Genomic DNA, 16,298 nt, shown 5'->3' on the forward strand with positions numbered 1-16,298 from the left:
TTATACTCCATGCTGTCTGGTGGCGATAAAGTCACGGAACTGCGCAGCGTCAGGATAAGAACGCTGGGTACCCTTGCCGGTGACGCTATAGGCGGCATAGGCAACCGCCTGCTGCATCGCGCTCAGGACATCGCCCTGATGAATGTATTGCTGTGCGAAGCAGCCGATAAACGCATCTCCCGCGCCGCTGGTATCCAGCGCCGCCACTGGCAGCGACGCAACATGTTCGCATCTGTCGTCAGTCATCCACAGTGCGCCGCGTTGTCCAAGGGTCACGATCAGGTTGCGCAAGCCCTTATCCAGCAGGCTCTGACCGGCGCGACGAATATTGTTATCGTTGTCAACCGGCATGCCGGTTAGGATTTCCAGCTCGGTTTCGTTGGGAATAAAGAATTCGCATTGGCAGGCGTAGCGAATATCCAGCTCGCGCGACGCGGGTGCCGGATTGAGGATCACCTTGATGTGATGTCGACGCGCAAAATCAATCGCCGCGTACACCGTCTCCAGTGGAATTTCGAGTTGCAAGATGATCAATCGGCACTGTTGCAAGGCATCAGCGGCTTCGTCGATATCCGCCGGCAACAGCTGATTGTTAGCCCCTTTGACGATCAGGATACGGTTTTGCGAGGTTGTACGATCGACGAATATCGGCGCAACGCCGCTGCTTACGCCCGGCACCTTCTTCACAAAATGCGTATCAATGCCGGCCTGTTGCAGATTGCGCAGCGTGTTATCGGCAAACAGATCGTCCCCCACCCGTGTCACCATCATCACATCGGCGCCCATCCTGGCGGCCGCTACCGCCTGGTTGGCCCCCTTACCGCCGCAGCCCAACTCAAATTCTGCTGCCTCCAGCGTTTCCCCGGCCTTCGGCATCTGGTCGATATAGCTGATTAAATCCACCATGTTCGAACCGATTACTGCAATATCCATCGTTGTATCCCCGTTGTTTTTTTAGTCATATGATGTTAATTAAATAACATTATCAACGCAGGATTGTTATATATGTGACATTGATCGCAACTATGAATCACCGCTTACACGCTAAATCAATCTATGTTTGCGCCATGACAGATGTTATAATTTTCACATAACACAGATTTACCTGGCTTACTCTGATTAAGGAATCGCAATGACTACTGAAAACATTGACTACGCTCGCTATATCGACCACACCCTGCTGGCAATGGACGCCAGTGAAGCGCAAATCGCCAAACTGTGCGAAGAGGCACAGCAGCACAATTTTTATGCGGTCTGCGTTAACTCAGGCTACGTGCCGCTGGCAGCGCACCTGCTGCAGGAAAGCGAGGTGAAAGTCTGCTCGGTGATTGGTTTCCCGCTGGGGGCGGCGCTGACGGTAGCCAAGGCGTTCGAGGCCAAGGCGGCCATTGCTGCCGGTGCGCAGGAAATCGATATGGTGATCAACGTTGGTTGGCTGAAAAGCGGTCTCAACGATCGGGTTAAAGCCGACATCGCCGCAGTGCGCGAGGTTTGCGCCGCGATCCCGTTGAAGGTAATATTGGAAACCTGTCTGCTCAGCGACGCGCAAATCATTCAAGTGTGTGAAATGTGCCGCGAACTCGACGTCGCCTTTGTGAAAACCTCTACCGGTTTCAGTACCGGCGGCGCACGCGAAGAACACGTCAAGCTGATGCGTGAAACCGTCGGCAGTGAAATGGGCGTGAAGGCTTCTGGCGCGGTGCGCGATCGTGCCACCGCCGAGAAGATGATCGCTGCAGGCGCCACGCGTATCGGCACCAGCTCCGGCGTCGCAATCGTTTCCGGTGCCGAGGCCGCTGCCGGCAGTTACTGATTCTGGCGGTTGACTGCGCCAGCGTTAACCGGGCGAATAACATGCGGGGTAATGCGTTCTATGCGCAGCCCCGCATTTTTGTGCTTATCACCCTTTCGGTGTAGCGGCCCGCGCAAGCTGCAACATGATTCTTTATTTCTAGACCTTTGGGAACACGACATGGAAACGCGGCGCGAAGAGCGTATCAACCGACTAATCCAGGCGCTAAAGCGTGCTGACAAGATCCACTTGAAAGAAGCCGCGGCATTGCTGGGCGTCTCTGAAATGACCATCCGTCGCGATCTTAGCGCCGAGCCTGCCGCAGTGGTGCTACTCGGCGGTTATGTGGTGGCCGATCCACGCAACAACGGTGTCACCCACTATTTTGTCTCCGACCAAAAAGCCAAACAGGTCAACGAGAAACGGCGTATCGGGTTGCTCGCCGCACCGTTGATCAACGAAAACGACACGGTATTTTTCGACTGCGGCACCACCACCCCGGCAATTATTGACGCTATCTCCGACGAACTGCCGTTTGTCGCCGTCTGCCACTCGCTGAATACCTTCCTGGCATTGCAGGACAAACCACAGTGCACGGTGATCCTGTGCGGTGGCGAATTCAAACCCAATAACTACATCTTCAGCGGCGTCGGTAAACACAACGAGATGGATCATATCTGCCCGAACCTGGCATTTATCTCCGCCGCCGGCCTAAGCCTGCAGCAGGGGGCAACCTGTTTCAACTTTGATGAACTGGAAATGAAACACCGCGCCATGTCGATGGCGCAGCAGTCCATCCTGGTGGCCGATCACAGCAAGTTTGGCAAGGTGAAACCGGCCTGCATCGCGCCGCTGGCCCGCTTTGACCGCATTATTACCGATCGGCAACCGGATCACCCGTTCAGCGAGTTCTTTGACCAGCACGGCATCGCCCTTCGCTATTGATGCTTTAACCACCGCCGGCGGTCTGTCCGGCGGTTTCCCTGCCCGAACACACCCTGCAAAAATGCGCAATTAATGCGCAATCAGTTACCCCCGACCTGCTATTTTTCTGCGATGTCAGGTTAATAAATTGCAACAAATTGCGACGGTATTTTTGATGCCCATACCTAAGCTGGATGCATTAATCTGCTGTTGAGTAATAACCGCCGCGTTTTATATGACAAACAGCGAGAAGATTCTCGGCCAAATATTCACACAGAATTAACGTGACTGCGGTAAAAATAAGCAATCGCAGCTATTTATATGATGAATCCTTACGCAAACTTGTACCGACGGGAGCCAATTAGAACAACGGCAAAGACGGGTAAAAAACACAAAATAGCATTTTAAAATCAATGATTTATTGAAAATTCCACTTTAATATCAAATGTGATCTACATCACTAAAAACGCTTATTGACAGTTTTTAACTAGATCACACCATCCGCATAAAATATATTGCTCGCCTTATTCCTAAAAGCAGCTTTTTATCTGGACAAAGTTTCAACACACCGGATAAACAGTGAAGAACGACTGAGAGCGCTTTCAGCACAAAATATTACACAAATGTGCAACAGGTGCATTAAAAAACACAAAAAAGCCAATACACGCACACATTGTGCATTTGAGAGCGCGATCACGGTTGTTTCTGCTGCAAATCGTTATCTTGCCGCCAACAAAATCGGCGGACAGGTATCCGCCGGCATAAAGACCTTTATCTGCCTGCCTGCGGCAGAACGTACTTGCTATAAATTAACCGGCAACGGTAATTAGCACAATATATAACCAGGGGGACGTACTTATCCCCGACAGTCACATTTGATTTCACCGTCGGCGCCAATGTCTATTACGCCGAAGGTTTTAAGCTTACGTTTTATTAATTTTAAATTAACGTGTTCACTTCGGAGATATTTATGGACACTACTCAGACCGGCACTATTGCCTCTGCGGCTTCGGGTTCAAGCAGTACCTGGCGCAAAACTGACACCATGTGGATGCTGGGCCTGTACGGCACGGCAATTGGCGCCGGTGTGCTATTCCTGCCGATCAACGCCGGCATCGGTGGTTTGATTCCGCTGATTATCATGGCAATTATTGCCTTTCCAATGACCTTCTTCGCCCACCGCGGCCTGTGCCGCTTCGTACTGTCCGGCAAAAACCCCGGCGAAGATATCACTGAAGTGGTAGAAGAACACTTTGGCATCAGCGCCGGCAAGCTGATTACCCTGCTGTACTTCTTCGCCATCTACCCGATTCTGCTGGTTTACAGCGTCGCCATCACCAATACTGTCGACAGCTTCATTACCCACCAGTTGGGCATGACGTCGCCGCCGCGCGCCATTCTGTCGCTGATCCTGATCCTTGGGCTGATGACCATCGTGCGCTTCGGTGAACAGGCCATCGTTAAGACCATGAGCATTCTGGTGTTCCCGTTTGTCGCGGTACTGATGCTGCTGGCACTGTATCTGATCCCTAACTGGACCGGTGCCATCTTCGAAAACGTGTCACTGGCGGGTAGCGGTACCGGTCTGGGTCACGGCCTGATCATGACGCTGTGGCTGGCGATTCCGGTGATGGTGTTCTCGTTCAACCATTCGCCAATCATCTCCGCCTTCGCAGTGGCGAAACGAGAAGAATATGGTGCGGACGCCGAAAAGAAATGTTCACGCATTTTGGCTTATGCACACATCATGATGGTACTGACCGTGATGTTCTTCGTGTTCAGCTGCGTGCTGAGCCTGTCACCGGCCAACCTGGCGGAAGCCAAGGCACAGAACATTTCGATTCTGTCTTACCTGGCCAACCACTTCCATAACCCGATGATTGAATACATCGCGCCGGTTATCGCCTTCGTCGCCATCACCAAATCGTTCCTGGGCCACTACCTTGGCGCCCGTGAAGGCTTCAACGGCATGGTGCATAAATCCCTGAAGAGCCGCGGTAAAACCATCAGCGCCAACAAGCTGAACCGCATCACGGCCATCTTCATGCTGGTAACCACCTGGATTGTGGCAACGCTGAATCCAAGCATTCTGGGCATGATTGAAACCCTCGGTGGCCCAATTATCGCCATGCTGCTGTTCCTGATGCCAATGTATGCCATCCGCAAAGTACCTGCCATGCGCAAGTACAGCGGTCATATCAGCAACGCCTTCGTGGTGCTGATGGGCCTGATCGCCATGTCGGCCATCCTGTACACCCTGTTCAGCTGATTCCGCACCGCCGGCGTTCCGTGCGCCGGCGCTTCTGCTCTATCCCATTCCCTTTTGATTGACGCCTTTATTCATTATAAGGAGGCGAGACCATGGTTAGCGTTTTCGATATTTTCAAAATTGGCATTGGTCCATCCAGTTCCCACACCGTCGGGCCGATGAAGGCCGGCAAACAGTTTGTCGACGATTTGATTGACCGCGGGCTGCTCGAGCAAACCCATCGTATCGTGGTGGATGTCTATGGGTCGTTGTCCCTGACCGGCAAGGGCCACCATACCGACATCGCGATTATCATGGGGTTGGCGGGCAACCTGCCACATGACGTGGATATTGACAGCATCTCCGGCTTTATCCGCGACGTTGAAATCACCGCTCGCCTGCCGGTTGCCGGCGGCCGCCATCAGGTGGATTTCCCCTTGGCCAGCAGCATGAATTTCCATCACCACAATCTGCCGCTGCATGAAAACGGCATGCGCATCCGCGCGTTCGCCGCAGAACAGTTGCTGCACAGCCAAACCTATTATTCAATCGGCGGTGGCTTTATCGTCGACGAAGCACATTTTGGCCTGCCTGCCAGCGATGCACGGCCGCTGCCATACCCGTATCACAGCGCACGCGATCTGCAACAACACTGCAAGGACACCGGCCTGTCATTGTCCGGACTGGTGATGCAGAACGAACTGGCGCTGCGCAGCAAAGCCGAGATCGACGCCCATTTCGCCGCCGTGTGGCAGGTAATGCGTGACGGTATTGAGCGCGGCATGAACACGGAAGGACTGTTGCCAGGGCCGATGAAAGTACAGCGCCGCGCCGCCGCGTTGCGCCGCATGCTGGTCACCGGTGACAAAAACAATATCGATCCGATGAACGTGGTGGATTGGATCAATATGTTCGCCTTCGCGGTGAACGAAGAAAATGCCGCCGGCGGGCGGGTGGTTACCGCACCGACCAACGGTGCCTGCGGGATCATTCCGGCGGTGCTGGCGTATTACGATCGATTCATCCGGCCGGTGAATACCAATTCCTACAGCCGCTTCTTCCTGACCGCGGGCGTAATAGGCGCACTGTACAAAATGAACGCATCCATTTCAGGCGCCGAAGTCGGCTGTCAGGGCGAAGTTGGTGTGGCCTGTTCGATGGCGGCAGCCGGTCTGGCAGAGTTGATGGGCGGCAGCCCGGCTCAGGTGTGCATTGCGGCAGAAATCGCCATGGAACACCATCTGGGGCTGACCTGCGATCCGCTGGCCGGCCAGGTTCAGGTACCCTGTATCGAACGTAACGCGATTTCCGCCGTGAAGGCGGTCAATGCTGCACGCATGGCGCTACGCCGTACCAGCGAGCCGCGCGTGTGCCTGGATAAGGTGATCGAAACCATGTATGAAACCGGCAAGGACATGAACGCCAAATATCGCGAAACGTCGCAAGGCGGGCTGGCGATCAAAGTGGTGGCCTGCAACTGACTGGCTGATGCTGCAAAACAGACGGGGCGCCGTTCAAGGCACCCCGTTGCGAGCGGAAACCGGCCGTTAGCCGGTTTAGCCGAAGATGCTGCCGAACCACTGGGTCAGCGTCATCATCACCCGATCCCAGATCCGGCTGAAGAAGTTCCCCTCTTTGACTTCCTGCATCGCCACCAGCGGACGCTGATCGATGACTTTGCCATCAAGCTGGAAATCGATGGTGCCAACCACCTGATTCTTGGCCAACGGCGCCTGCAGAGTATCACTGTTGAGCTTATAACTGGCTTTGAGGTTTTTCATCTGCCCTTTCGGAATGGTGATCGATGCATCTTTCGCCACGCCCAGCGGCACTTCCCCGACGTCGCCAAACCATACCCGCTGGGTGATGAACGGCTTGTCTGCCTTGATTGGCGTGGTGGTTTCGTAGAAACGGAAGCCCCAGGTCAGCAGCTTTTCGCTCTCGCTAAAGCGCACGCGATCGCTCGGTGCCCCCAGCACCACCGAAATCAGCCGCATCGGGCCATCGGTAGCGGAAGCCACCAGATTGTGGCCGGCACCGCTGGTATAGCCGGTTTTGATGCCATCAACCGACAGATTGCTGCTCCATAGCAGACGATTGCGGTTTACCTGGCGGATCTTGTTGAAGGTAAATTCCTTTTCCTTGTGCAGCGCGTATTCATCCGGTACATCGCGAATCAATGCCTGGCTCAGCAGCGCCATATCGCGTGCGGTGCTGAACTGCCCCTCGGCATCCAGACCGTGCACCGTCAGGAAATGCGTATTCTGCAGGCCAAGGTTCTTGGCATAGCCGTTCATTAGCGAGACAAAGGATTCCTGACTGCCGGCCACATAGTCCGCCAACGCAATGCTGGCGTCGTTGCCGGACTGAATAACGATGCCTTTATTCAACTCCATCACCGGCACCCGATCGCCCGGTTTGATAAACATCAACGATGAACCGCGTAACACCGGATTGCCGGTAGCCCAGGCGTCTTTACCAACGGTAACCAGATCGGTTGGCTTGATCTTGCCGGCCTTGATTGCCTGGCCGATCACGTAACTGGACATGATTTTCGTCAGACTGGCTGGATCGAGCCGGCTATCCGGGTTGCCTTCGGCCAGGATCTTGCCGCTGTCGTAGTCCATCAACACAAACGCCTTTGCGTCGACCTGTGGCGGAGCCGGTGGCGTGGCAGCCTGAACCGCAGGCACTGCAAGACAAAGAATACCGACGCTAAAGGTCAGCTTTTTAAGGGAGGAAGAGATATTTTTTTTCATCATATCGTCGCCAGAGTGTCCTTTCAAACTATTGAAATAGCGTTAACTTTCAAACCTGTTGCGTTTTCAGCCAACCAGCGAGAAGTGCCCGGTACATCATTCCAGTCGCCAACTCCCGGCGATTGCGTATTGATTTAATTTATGTACCGAAACGGCCCTTGCTGTGAGTTTATTAGATTTATCTTATTTTTGCAGGGTTTAGCGATGCTTTTCAGGACTTTTACATAACTGTACGCTTTAGGCCACAAATTGAGTAAAAACCGCGCCAAACAGCAATTTTTCGTACCACCGCCGATTGACCCTACGGCCCTACGTTACTATTACCGCGCCTTTTCACACCGGCAGCCAGCCAAACGTATTGACTGCCATACGGCCATACGCCTTGATGTCCAAATAAAGATTAATATATTCCAAAATGACATATAAACCGGCTATTTGTTCTTTTTAATAGGCATAATTGCAGCGCTATCATCCAGGTAACGGTTTTAAAACCGAATTATCCTGGAGAAAGCCATGGCAATCGCAACATCCGCACTCGACACCATTGGCAATACGCCGATGCTGGAACTGACGCAGTTTGATACCGGCCCGTGCCGCCTGTTCGTGAAGCTGGAAAACCAAAACCCCGGCGGTTCGATCAAAGACCGCGTGGCGCTGTCGATGATCGAACAGGCGGAGCACGACGGTCTGCTGTCTCCCGGCGCTACCATCATTGAAGCCACCGCCGGCAACACCGGACTGGGACTGGCGTTGGTCGCGGCGATGAAAGGCTATCGATTGCTGCTGGTGGTGCCGGATAAGATGAGCCGCGAGAAGATTTCCCACCTGCGCGCGTTGGGTGCAGAAGTGCTGCTGACCCGTTCCGACGTCGGCAAGGGTCACCCGGCGTATTATCAGGACTATGCCCAGCGGCTAGCGGCAGCAACTCCCGGCGCGCTGTATATTGACCAGTTCAACAACCCGGCCAACCCGGCGGCGCACGCCAGGACCACCGCGCCGGAGCTGTGGCACCAGATGGAACACCAGATTGACGCCATCGTGGTCGGCGTCGGCTCCGGCGGCACGCTGGGCGGGCTGAGCCAATATTTTTCCACCGTCTCGCCAGACACCGAACTGGTGCTGGCGGATCCGGCCGGATCGATTCTGGCGGATTATCTCGATAACGGCCAAATCGGCGACGCCGGCAGTTGGCTGGTCGAGGGCATCGGCGAAGACTTCGTACCACCGCTCGGTGACTTCGACCGGTTGCGCAAGGCCTATCGTATCAGCGATCGCGAAGCTTTCAGCACCGCCCGCGAACTACTGCGCAAGGAAGGCATTCTGGCCGGATCGTCAACCGGTACGCTGCTGGCCGCCGCGCTACGCTACTGCCGTGCGCAGACCGCGCCAAAACGCGTCGTTACCTTCGTTTGCGACAGCGGCAATAAATACCTGTCAAAAATGTATAACGATTACTGGCTGCGCGAACAGGGACTGCTGCAGCGCCCGTCGCAGGGCGACCTGCGCGATCTGATTGCCTACCGCCATGATGAGGGGGCGACGGTTGCCGCCGCGCCGGACGACACGCTGGCCGTGGTACATGCGCGCATGCGGCTGTATGACATTTCACAACTGCCGGTGCTGGACAACGACCGCGTGGTCGGGCTGATTGACGAATGGGATCTGCTCAATGTGCTGCAGGCCGACGCCAGCCACTTCAACCTTCCGGCCGAACGAGCCATGACGCGCGCGGTACAAACCCTGCAAAAAGATGCCGATCAACGGCAATTGATGGCGACCTTTTCTCACGGCCACGTCGCGGTGGTGCTCGACGGCGAGCGCTTCCTCGGTCTTATCACACGTACCGATCTACTGAACGCCTGGCGTCAGAAATTAGCCTAAAAGGAAACATCATGAGCACATTTGCCACCAAAAGCGTACATGCAGGTTACACTCCGGACGCCACCGGCGCGGTCATGCCGGCAATTTACGCTACCTCGACCTATGCGCAACCGGCGCCCGGCGAACCTACCGGTTATGAATATTCACGCAGCGGCAATCCGACGCGCAGCGCGCTGGAAAAGGCCATTGCCGAACTGGAGGGCGGCAGCCGCGGTTATGCCTTTGCCTCGGGGCTGGCAGCCTGTGCTACGGTGCTGGAACTGCTCGATCAGGGCAGCCATCTGGTGGCAGTCGACGATTTATACGGCGGCACCTATCGCCTGCTGGAGAAGGTGCGCAGCCGTAGCGCCGGGCTACGGGTGACCTATGTCGCCCCGGGCGATAGCGCCGCACTGGAACAGGCGATCGAGGCCGATACCAAAATGATCTGGGTGGAAACGCCGACCAATCCGCTGCTGAAGCTGGCGGATCTGGCAGCCATCGCCGCGATCGCCAAAAAGCATCGGCTGATCGGCGTGGTGGACAATACCTTCGCTTCACCGGCGCTTCAGCGCCCGCTGGAGTATGGCTTCGACGTGGTGCTACATTCCGCTACCAAATATCTGAACGGCCATTCCGACGTGGTAGCCGGCGTCGCGGTGGTTGGCAACAATTCCGAGTTGGCGCAACAGCTGGGCTTTTTGCACAATGCGCTGGGCGGCATCCTCGATCCGTTCAGCAGTTTCCTGACCCTGCGCGGTATCCGCACCCTGGCGCTGCGCATGGAGCGCCACAGCCACAGTGCACTGCGCATCGCCCAGTGGCTGGAAGGCCGGCCACAGGTGGAAAACGTCTATTACCCCGGCCTGGCCAGCCATCCGCAACACGCGCTGGCGGCGCGGCAAATGCGGCAGTTTGGCGGTATGATCTCACTGCGCCTGAGGGGAGATGAGGCCTATGCACGCCGGGTGATTGCCCGCCTGTCGCTGTTCACGCTGGCCGAAAGCCTGGGCGGTGTGGAAAGCCTGATCGGCCAGCCGTTCAGTATGACCCACGCCTCAATTCCGCTGGAACAGCGACTGAAGTCCGGCATTACGCCACAGTTGCTGCGCCTGTCGGTGGGCATTGAGGACGCAGACGATCTGATCGCCGATCTGCAACAGGCGCTGGAGGAATAGCCTACGGTAGACAAACGTTCATCCAGCTGTCGCAAAAGCGTCATCGGTGTTTCTTATGCTCAGCGCAATTTCGCCGCCGTGGCTGGCTGGCGATCCCCTTGTTCGCTATCCTTAAGCGCGACATGACCCTGCCGGAGAAGCACCGATGGATTTAGCCCTGTTCGACCTGGATGAAACCCTGATTGACGACGACAGCGCCAGCTTATGGATCCGCTGGCTGGTGTCTCAGGGATTTGCGCCGGCGGAGCTGGTCACGCAAGAACAACAGTTGATGCAGCATTACTATCAAGGCACGTTGTCGATGGAAGCCTATATGCGGGCGACGCTGGCTCCGCTGGCCGGTTGCAGCGTGCCAACCGTCGCCGGCTGGGTGGAACGCTACATCCGCCGCGATATTCTGCCGCGCGTCTACCCTGCCGCGCGTGAGCGGCTGCAATGGCACCGTGAACGCGGCGATTGCATTCTGGTGGTTTCGGCCACCGGCGAACATCTGGTCGCACCGATTGCCGAACGACTGGGCGCCGACGGCGCGCTGGCCATAGGCGTCGAAATCGCCGCGGGCCGCTATACCGGCAATACCTACGGCACCATGACTTATCGGCAGGGCAAGGTGATCCGCCTGCAGCAGTGGCTGGAACAGCAGCCGCAGCGGCAGTTCAGCTACATTCACGGTTACAGCGACTCGATCAACGATCGGCCGATGCTGGAATATGTCGACAGTGCAACGGTAATCAACCCGGATGCCGATTTACATGCGCTGGCACTGCAACACGGCTGGGAAGTGTGCCGTTGGGAACGTTGAAATGAAGGCAAAACGCTTCCGGCAGTGACAAATCGCCGATTGTAGCGTAGGAATTAAAGCTAATCCGTCAATCAACCAAAGAGGCGTTTTATGCTGACTATCTGGGGTCGTGAAAACTCGAACAACGTCAGAAAAGTACTCTGGTGCGCCGCAGAACTGGAGTTGAGTTATAGCCATATCAATGCCGGTGGTGCCTACGGCAAAGTGGACGAAGCCGCTTATCGGGCGCTGAACCCAAACGGCCTGGTGCCGCTATTGCAGGACGATGACTTTGTGCTGTGGGAATCCAATACCATCGTACGCTACCTGGCGGCCAAATACGGCAAGGCGCCGTTCTATCCGCAGGATCTGCGGCAGCGCGCTGCCGCCGAAAAATGGATGGACTGGGCGACCGCCACCATCGTCACCCCGTTTCGCCCGGTGTTCTGGGGCATGGTACGCACCCCACCCGACCAGCGCGATATGTTGAAAATCGAAGCGGCCATCGCCGAACTGGAAAAGTGCTTCGATATCGTTGAAGACACCCTTTCCCAACAGCCCTATCTGTCCGGCGACCAGCTCGGCATCGGTGATATTCCGCTCGGCAGCTTTATCTACGCCTGGTTTGAAATGCCGATCGCACGCCGCCCGCGTCCGCATATGGAACGCTGGTATCAGCAATTGTGCGCCCGACCGGCTTATCGCAGCGGCGTAATGACCACCATGACCTGATGCACCTTGACGCCTCCCGCGAGGCGTCAGGAGTCCCCCACTCGCAACAGCTTGCCGTCGCGGTCATCGGTCAGCAGATACAGATAACCGTCCGGCCCGCTGCGTACCTCGCGAATACGTTCGTCGCGATCGCTCAGCAACCGCTCTTCCGCCACGATTTTGTCACCGACCAACGTCAGACGAATCAAGGCTTTTTGCGCCAGCGCGCCGATGAACAGCGAATGCTGCCAGGCCGGGAAACGCGACGCATCATAAAACGCCATGCCGCTGATCCCCGGGGAGGTTTCCCAGTAGTGTAATGGCGCTTCAGTGCCGTCAGCCTGCGGCCCTTTGGCTTCAGGGATCGGCGAGCCGGAATAGTTGATGCCGTGGGTGGCGAGCGGCCAGCCGTAATTTTTGCCGGCCTGCGGAATGTTGATTTCATCGCCGCCACGCGGGCCGTGTTCATGCTCCCAGACCACGCCGGTCCACGGGTTCAGCGCCAGCCCCTGCGGGTTGCGGATACCGTAGGACCAGATCTCGGCCCGCTTGCCCGACTGGCCGACAAACGGGTTGTCCGTAGGCACCTTGCCCTCGGCGGTCAACCGCACGATCTTGCCTTGCAGCTTGTCCAGATCCTGCGCCGTCGGCCGCTGATTATTTTCCCCCAGAGCAATAAACAGATGCCCCTGCCTGTCGAACACCATCTTGCCGCCAAAGTGGTTGCCGACCGACAGCTTCGGCTGCTGGCGGAAGATCACGCGGAAATCGTCCAGTCGGGCGTTATCGTTGCTCAAACGGCCATAGCCAACGGCAGTGCCAGCCTTGCCATCGCTACCGCGTTCGGCAAAGCTGAGATAAACCCGGCGATTGCTGGCGAACTCCGGTGACAACAACACCTCCAGCAGGCCGCCCTGTCCTTGCGCATATACCGGTGGCACGCCGGCGATCGGCGGCGACAGCCCCTTGCCTTGCTGCCACAGGCGCAGGCGGCCAGGCCGTTCGGTAATCAGCATTCCCTGTTCGCCGGGTAAAAAGGCCAGCGACCATGGGTGTTCAAGTTTGTCCTGCAATTGAGTTACCACCGGCGCGGCTTGCAACCAGCCGCTCACCAATAACAAACCGGCCATCAATATCACTCGGGGCATGCATCCTCCAGGGTTAACAACGTGCTCATTCAGTGTAGCCCAACGGTATGGCATCGCCGTTTCGGTGTCTTATCAGCCGGTTGCCTTTTAATTACGCTGTGCTTAAGTTAACGGGTAACCAAGGAGAGAGCATGGAAATTACCATTACCACGGCGCTTGACGATGGCACGCGTGAAACCATTCGTCAGGGGCTGATGGCGCATAATCGCCCGTTTATCGATACCAGCCAACGCACGCCGCTCAACGTTTTTGCCCAGGATGATGCCGGCACGGTAATCGCCGGACTGACCGCCGTGACCTGGGGCAACTGGCTGAGCATCGATTGGCTGTGGGTCGCAGATTCACAGCGTGGTAGCGGCATTGGCCGACGGATAATGCTCGCCGCCGAGCAGGCCGCCGTTGCTCGCGGCTGCCGCTTTTCCCGCCTCGACACCTTCAGTTTTCAGGCGCGGCCATTCTATGAAAAGCTGGGCTATCAGCTACAGATGACGTTGCGGGATTATCCGGTGGAGCATGAATGCTATTTTCTCACCAAAACCATCAATAGTTCACAGGCGGTATGATGAACAGTACCGGCATGGTAGTGAATAGCGTGGCCTACAAGGCCGGAAAGCGCCTGGGCGATGTGACCATCGATGACATCAGCGAAGTAGTGAAACAACCGGATGCCTTTGTCTGGCTTGGCCTGTGGCAGCCGGAAGACGCCTTCATGCGTAAAATTCAGCAGGAGTTCGGCCTGCACGATCTGGCGATCGAAGACGCGCTGTGCGCCCATCAGCGTCCCAAAATCGAAACCTATGGCGACTCGTTATTTATCGTGGTGAAAACCGCCCATATCCGGGACGAGGCCATTGAGTACGGAGAAACCCACTTTTTCGTTGGTAAAAACTTCCTGATCACCATCAGGCACGGCGCATCCAGCAGCTATGCGCCGATCCGCGCCAAGGCCGAGGGCAATCCCAAACAGCTGTGCCGCGGGCCGGGGTTCGCGCTGTATTCGATTATGGATTTTATCGTCGACAATTACCGCCAGATCGTCACGCATTTTGAGAGCGCGATTGAAACTATCGAAGCCAATATGTTCCAGTCCGAGTTTGACCAGGCGGCGATCGCCCACGTCCACAGCCTGCGGCGACATCTGCTGGCGCTACGCAACGCGGCACTGCCGATGGACGAAATTTGCAGTCAGTTAATCCGCCTGCATGAGGAGGTGATCCCGAAGGATTTACGCGCCTATGTGCGTGACGTGCAGGATCATGCGCGTCAGGTCGTAAGTACCATTGACGACATGCGCGAAATGCTGACCAACGCCATGCACGTCAATCTGGCGCTGGTAACGGTCAAGCAGAACGAGGTCGTGAAACGGCTGGCCGGCTGGGGGGCGATTTTGGCCATTCCGACGGTGATTTTCAGCCTGTACGGCATGAACTTCGAAAACATGCCGGAGCTGAAGCTGCCCTGGGCCTACCACACCACGTTGGGCGTTACCGTGGTCGGCTGCGCCCTGCTGTATCGCAAACTGAAAGGCTCCGGCTGGCTGTAGGCACGGGGTGTCGAGCGGAGATCGCACCGAAGCACCACGCCGGCGGCGCCTCTCTGCGGCATGGCGGGGGTAATCAGGTAATCAGGCGGCGCATTGCCGCCGAGGTAAAGCCTCGCCCGCCAGGCACTCAACTGACCGGCATGCGCGCCGGATCGGGATACTGATATTCAAACCCCAGTTCCTTGCAAATGCGGCTGCCATCCACTAACCGCCCTTCCTGCGGCGCCTCGTCGGCAAACTGCGGCGGCGGCAACTGTAACCGTTCGGCCAATGCCGGATAGAATTCACGCTTGATGGGGTGACCCGGCGCGCATAAATTGTAAACGTGCCCGCCGGTCGGCAAACGCAACAGCAGCTGAATGGCGGCAATGACGTCGTCCTGATGCACCAGATTCACCCCCAGCGATCCGCCCTTTACCTCCACCTTGCCAGCCAGGAAGCGGCCTGGATGGCGTTCGGCACCGACCAGTCCGGCCAGCCGTAATATATCCACCGAGGTATTCGGCAGTTCATGCAGCCAGCGCTCCAGTTCGGCCAGCACCCGGCCAGACGCGCTGACCGGCGCGATCGGCGACCCTTCGCGCAGCGTGCCGGGATAGTCGCCGTAGACCGAGGTCGAGCTGGTAAAAATGATGCGCGCGACGTTGTACGCCATCGCGCTGTCCACCAGCATGCGCACCGCATTAAAGTAGTTTTCGCTGCCGTCGACGGTGCGACGCGCCGGTAAGGTCACCACCAGCGCATCCACCTGCAACAGTGCATCCAGGTCGTCCGCTTCGCAAATCAGCTCCGGCGTCAGTTCCAGTTGGTAACATTCGATGCCGCTCAGGCGCGCGGCTTCGACACCGTCCGGGGTGGTTTTACTGCCAACCACTTCAAACCCGCGGCCGATCAAAGACAATGCCAACGGCATGCCCAGCCAGCCCAGGCCAACAATAGCGACTTTTTTCATTTCTTCCTCTCCTGCACAGTGCAGCGATTGACTCACTAAGGCTACGCCACTCGATACCTGGTTACAATCAACGTACGGTACCGTTGGGTAAAGTGGCGTATGGCTAATAACCAGACCCGTTTCAATGAATTAAATTTATGTCAGTAAAAAAGGGTTGCGCGATCTGCGCCCGATAGTTTAGGTTAATTAGCAATTGAGTCATTCCTGACATCATTATACGAGATTACCATGACGCGCATTCAGTTCAGCCACCATCATCACCATCATCCTGACTAGTCTTTCAGGCGATGTGTGCTGGGAGACGGTTTTAGAATCTTCCAGTGGCGCGCAGATTGCAAGAGAGAGCCCTCGGAAGATTTCTTCCGAGGGTTTTTTTTTGGCTTCGGACAGACAGAACAGAAT

General features: G+C 56.4%; 15 protein-coding genes and 1 other annotated feature. Of the genes, 11 read left to right on the forward strand and 4 right to left on the reverse strand.

From position 1 onward, the window contains the following. The gene (rbsK, locus tag NYE85_RS19440) at nt 1–933 is read right to left on the reverse strand and encodes a ribokinase (protein ID WP_259006393.1); all 933 of its coding nucleotides are present in this window, start codon (nt 931–933) and stop codon (nt 1–3) included. Nucleotides 934–1,132: 199 nt separating this feature from the next. On the opposite strand from rbsK, the gene deoC reads away from it, so the two are divergent. From deoC to NYE85_RS19460, 4 genes are all read left to right on the forward strand, one after another. Further along, nucleotides 1,133–1,813 (forward strand): deoxyribose-phosphate aldolase, encoded by a 681-nt coding sequence (deoC, locus tag NYE85_RS19445; protein WP_259006394.1) that lies wholly within the window; start codon nt 1,133–1,135, stop codon nt 1,811–1,813. A gap of 159 nt (nt 1,814–1,972) precedes the next feature. Further along, on the forward strand, nt 1,973–2,737 hold the full coding sequence (gene deoR / locus NYE85_RS19450) for a DNA-binding transcriptional repressor DeoR (RefSeq protein WP_259006395.1): 765 nt from the start codon (nt 1,973–1,975) through the stop codon (nt 2,735–2,737). Nucleotides 2,738–3,686: 949 nt separating this feature from the next. Next, nucleotides 3,687–4,985 (forward strand): HAAAP family serine/threonine permease, encoded by a 1,299-nt coding sequence (locus NYE85_RS19455; RefSeq protein WP_259006396.1) that lies wholly within the window; start codon nt 3,687–3,689, stop codon nt 4,983–4,985. 92 nt (nt 4,986–5,077) lie between these two features. Then, nucleotides 5,078–6,445, forward strand: a complete 1,368-nt coding sequence (locus NYE85_RS19460) for an L-serine ammonia-lyase (RefSeq protein WP_259006397.1) — start codon at nt 5,078–5,080, stop codon at nt 6,443–6,445. A gap of 75 nt (nt 6,446–6,520) precedes the next feature. On the opposite strand, the gene NYE85_RS19465 is transcribed toward NYE85_RS19460, so the two are convergent. Next, the gene (locus NYE85_RS19465; protein WP_259006398.1) at nt 6,521–7,726 is read right to left on the reverse strand and encodes a serine hydrolase; all 1,206 of its coding nucleotides are present in this window, start codon (nt 7,724–7,726) and stop codon (nt 6,521–6,523) included. A 510-nt stretch (nt 7,727–8,236) separates the two neighbouring features. Between NYE85_RS19465 and NYE85_RS19470 the strand changes: the two genes are divergently transcribed. The 4 genes from NYE85_RS19470 to NYE85_RS19485 all read left to right on the forward strand — a co-directional run bounded on the left by NYE85_RS19470 (nt 8,237) and on the right by NYE85_RS19485 (nt 12,274). Continuing rightward, a complete protein-coding gene (locus NYE85_RS19470; RefSeq protein ID WP_259006399.1) occupies nt 8,237–9,604 on the forward strand; it encodes a cystathionine beta-synthase in 1,368 nt (455 codons plus the stop codon). A gap of 11 nt (nt 9,605–9,615) precedes the next feature. Beyond that, nucleotides 9,616–10,761, forward strand: coding sequence for a PLP-dependent aspartate aminotransferase family protein (locus NYE85_RS19475; RefSeq protein WP_259006400.1), 1,146 nt, complete (start codon nt 9,616–9,618; stop codon nt 10,759–10,761). Between the two features lie 145 nt (nt 10,762–10,906). Continuing rightward, nucleotides 10,907–11,563, forward strand: a complete 657-nt coding sequence (locus tag NYE85_RS19480) for an HAD family phosphatase (protein ID WP_259006401.1) — start codon at nt 10,907–10,909, stop codon at nt 11,561–11,563. Between the two features lie 90 nt (nt 11,564–11,653). Continuing rightward, nucleotides 11,654–12,274, forward strand: a complete 621-nt coding sequence (locus tag NYE85_RS19485; RefSeq protein WP_259006402.1) for a glutathione S-transferase family protein — start codon at nt 11,654–11,656, stop codon at nt 12,272–12,274. Between the two features lie 26 nt (nt 12,275–12,300). On the opposite strand, the gene NYE85_RS19490 is transcribed toward NYE85_RS19485, so the two are convergent. Then, complete coding sequence (locus NYE85_RS19490) at nt 12,301–13,401, reverse strand: PQQ-dependent sugar dehydrogenase (RefSeq protein WP_309600881.1); 1,101 nt, start codon at nt 13,399–13,401, stop codon at nt 12,301–12,303. Between the two features lie 131 nt (nt 13,402–13,532). On the opposite strand from NYE85_RS19490, the gene NYE85_RS19495 reads away from it, so the two are divergent. Beyond that, nucleotides 13,533–13,964 carry an N-acetyltransferase gene (locus NYE85_RS19495; RefSeq protein WP_259006403.1) on the forward strand — a complete coding sequence of 144 codons (432 nt, stop codon included), beginning with the start codon at nt 13,533–13,535 and terminating at the stop codon, nt 13,962–13,964. Next, complete coding sequence (locus tag NYE85_RS19500) at nt 13,964–14,944, forward strand: magnesium and cobalt transport protein CorA (protein WP_259006679.1); 981 nt, start codon at nt 13,964–13,966, stop codon at nt 14,942–14,944. The genes NYE85_RS19495 and NYE85_RS19500 overlap by 1 nt, the downstream gene beginning before the upstream one ends. A gap of 127 nt (nt 14,945–15,071) precedes the next feature. Here NYE85_RS19500 and NYE85_RS19505 read toward each other — a convergent pair whose 3' ends face one another. Then, a complete protein-coding gene (locus NYE85_RS19505) occupies nt 15,072–15,896 on the reverse strand; it encodes an SDR family oxidoreductase (protein WP_259006404.1) in 825 nt (274 codons plus the stop codon). A gap of 228 nt (nt 15,897–16,124) precedes the next feature. Between NYE85_RS19505 and hisL the strand changes: the two genes are divergently transcribed. Next, complete coding sequence (gene hisL / locus NYE85_RS19510; RefSeq protein WP_101495319.1) at nt 16,125–16,172, forward strand: his operon leader peptide; 48 nt, start codon at nt 16,125–16,127, stop codon at nt 16,170–16,172. Continuing rightward, nucleotides 16,148–16,274, forward strand: a sequence feature (His leader region). (Overlaps the previous gene by 25 nt.) The last annotated feature ends 24 nt before the right edge of the window (nt 16,275–16,298 follow it).

The organism is Serratia sp. AKBS12, assembly GCF_024793895.1.
Classification (GTDB): Bacteria; Pseudomonadota; Gammaproteobacteria; order Enterobacterales; family Enterobacteriaceae; genus Serratia_F.

Excerpts from the sequence above, each read along its gene's own strand:
- NYE85_RS19490 (WP_309600881.1), bottom strand. The coding sequence starts at position 13,401 with ATGCCCCGAGTGATATTGATGGCCGGTTTGTTATTGGTGAGCGGCTGG.
- deoR (WP_259006395.1), top strand. The coding sequence starts at position 1,973 with ATGGAAACGCGGCGCGAAGAGCGTATCAACCGACTAATCCAGGCGCTA.
- NYE85_RS19475 (WP_259006400.1), top strand. The coding sequence starts at position 9,616 with ATGAGCACATTTGCCACCAAAAGCGTACATGCAGGTTACACTCCGGAC.
- rbsK (WP_259006393.1), bottom strand. The coding sequence starts at position 933 with ATGGATATTGCAGTAATCGGTTCGAACATGGTGGATTTAATCAGCTAT.
- NYE85_RS19470 (WP_259006399.1), top strand. The coding sequence starts at position 8,237 with ATGGCAATCGCAACATCCGCACTCGACACCATTGGCAATACGCCGATG.
- deoC (WP_259006394.1), top strand. The coding sequence starts at position 1,133 with ATGACTACTGAAAACATTGACTACGCTCGCTATATCGACCACACCCTG.
- NYE85_RS19505 (WP_259006404.1), bottom strand. The coding sequence starts at position 15,896 with ATGAAAAAAGTCGCTATTGTTGGCCTGGGCTGGCTGGGCATGCCGTTG.
- NYE85_RS19480 (WP_259006401.1), top strand. The coding sequence starts at position 10,907 with ATGGATTTAGCCCTGTTCGACCTGGATGAAACCCTGATTGACGACGAC.
- NYE85_RS19495 (WP_259006403.1), top strand. The coding sequence starts at position 13,533 with ATGGAAATTACCATTACCACGGCGCTTGACGATGGCACGCGTGAAACC.
- NYE85_RS19465 (WP_259006398.1), bottom strand. The coding sequence starts at position 7,726 with ATGATGAAAAAAAATATCTCTTCCTCCCTTAAAAAGCTGACCTTTAGC.
- NYE85_RS19485 (WP_259006402.1), top strand. The coding sequence starts at position 11,654 with ATGCTGACTATCTGGGGTCGTGAAAACTCGAACAACGTCAGAAAAGTA.
- NYE85_RS19500 (WP_259006679.1), top strand. The coding sequence starts at position 13,964 with ATGAACAGTACCGGCATGGTAGTGAATAGCGTGGCCTACAAGGCCGGA.
- NYE85_RS19460 (WP_259006397.1), top strand. The coding sequence starts at position 5,078 with ATGGTTAGCGTTTTCGATATTTTCAAAATTGGCATTGGTCCATCCAGT.
- NYE85_RS19455 (WP_259006396.1), top strand. The coding sequence starts at position 3,687 with ATGGACACTACTCAGACCGGCACTATTGCCTCTGCGGCTTCGGGTTCA.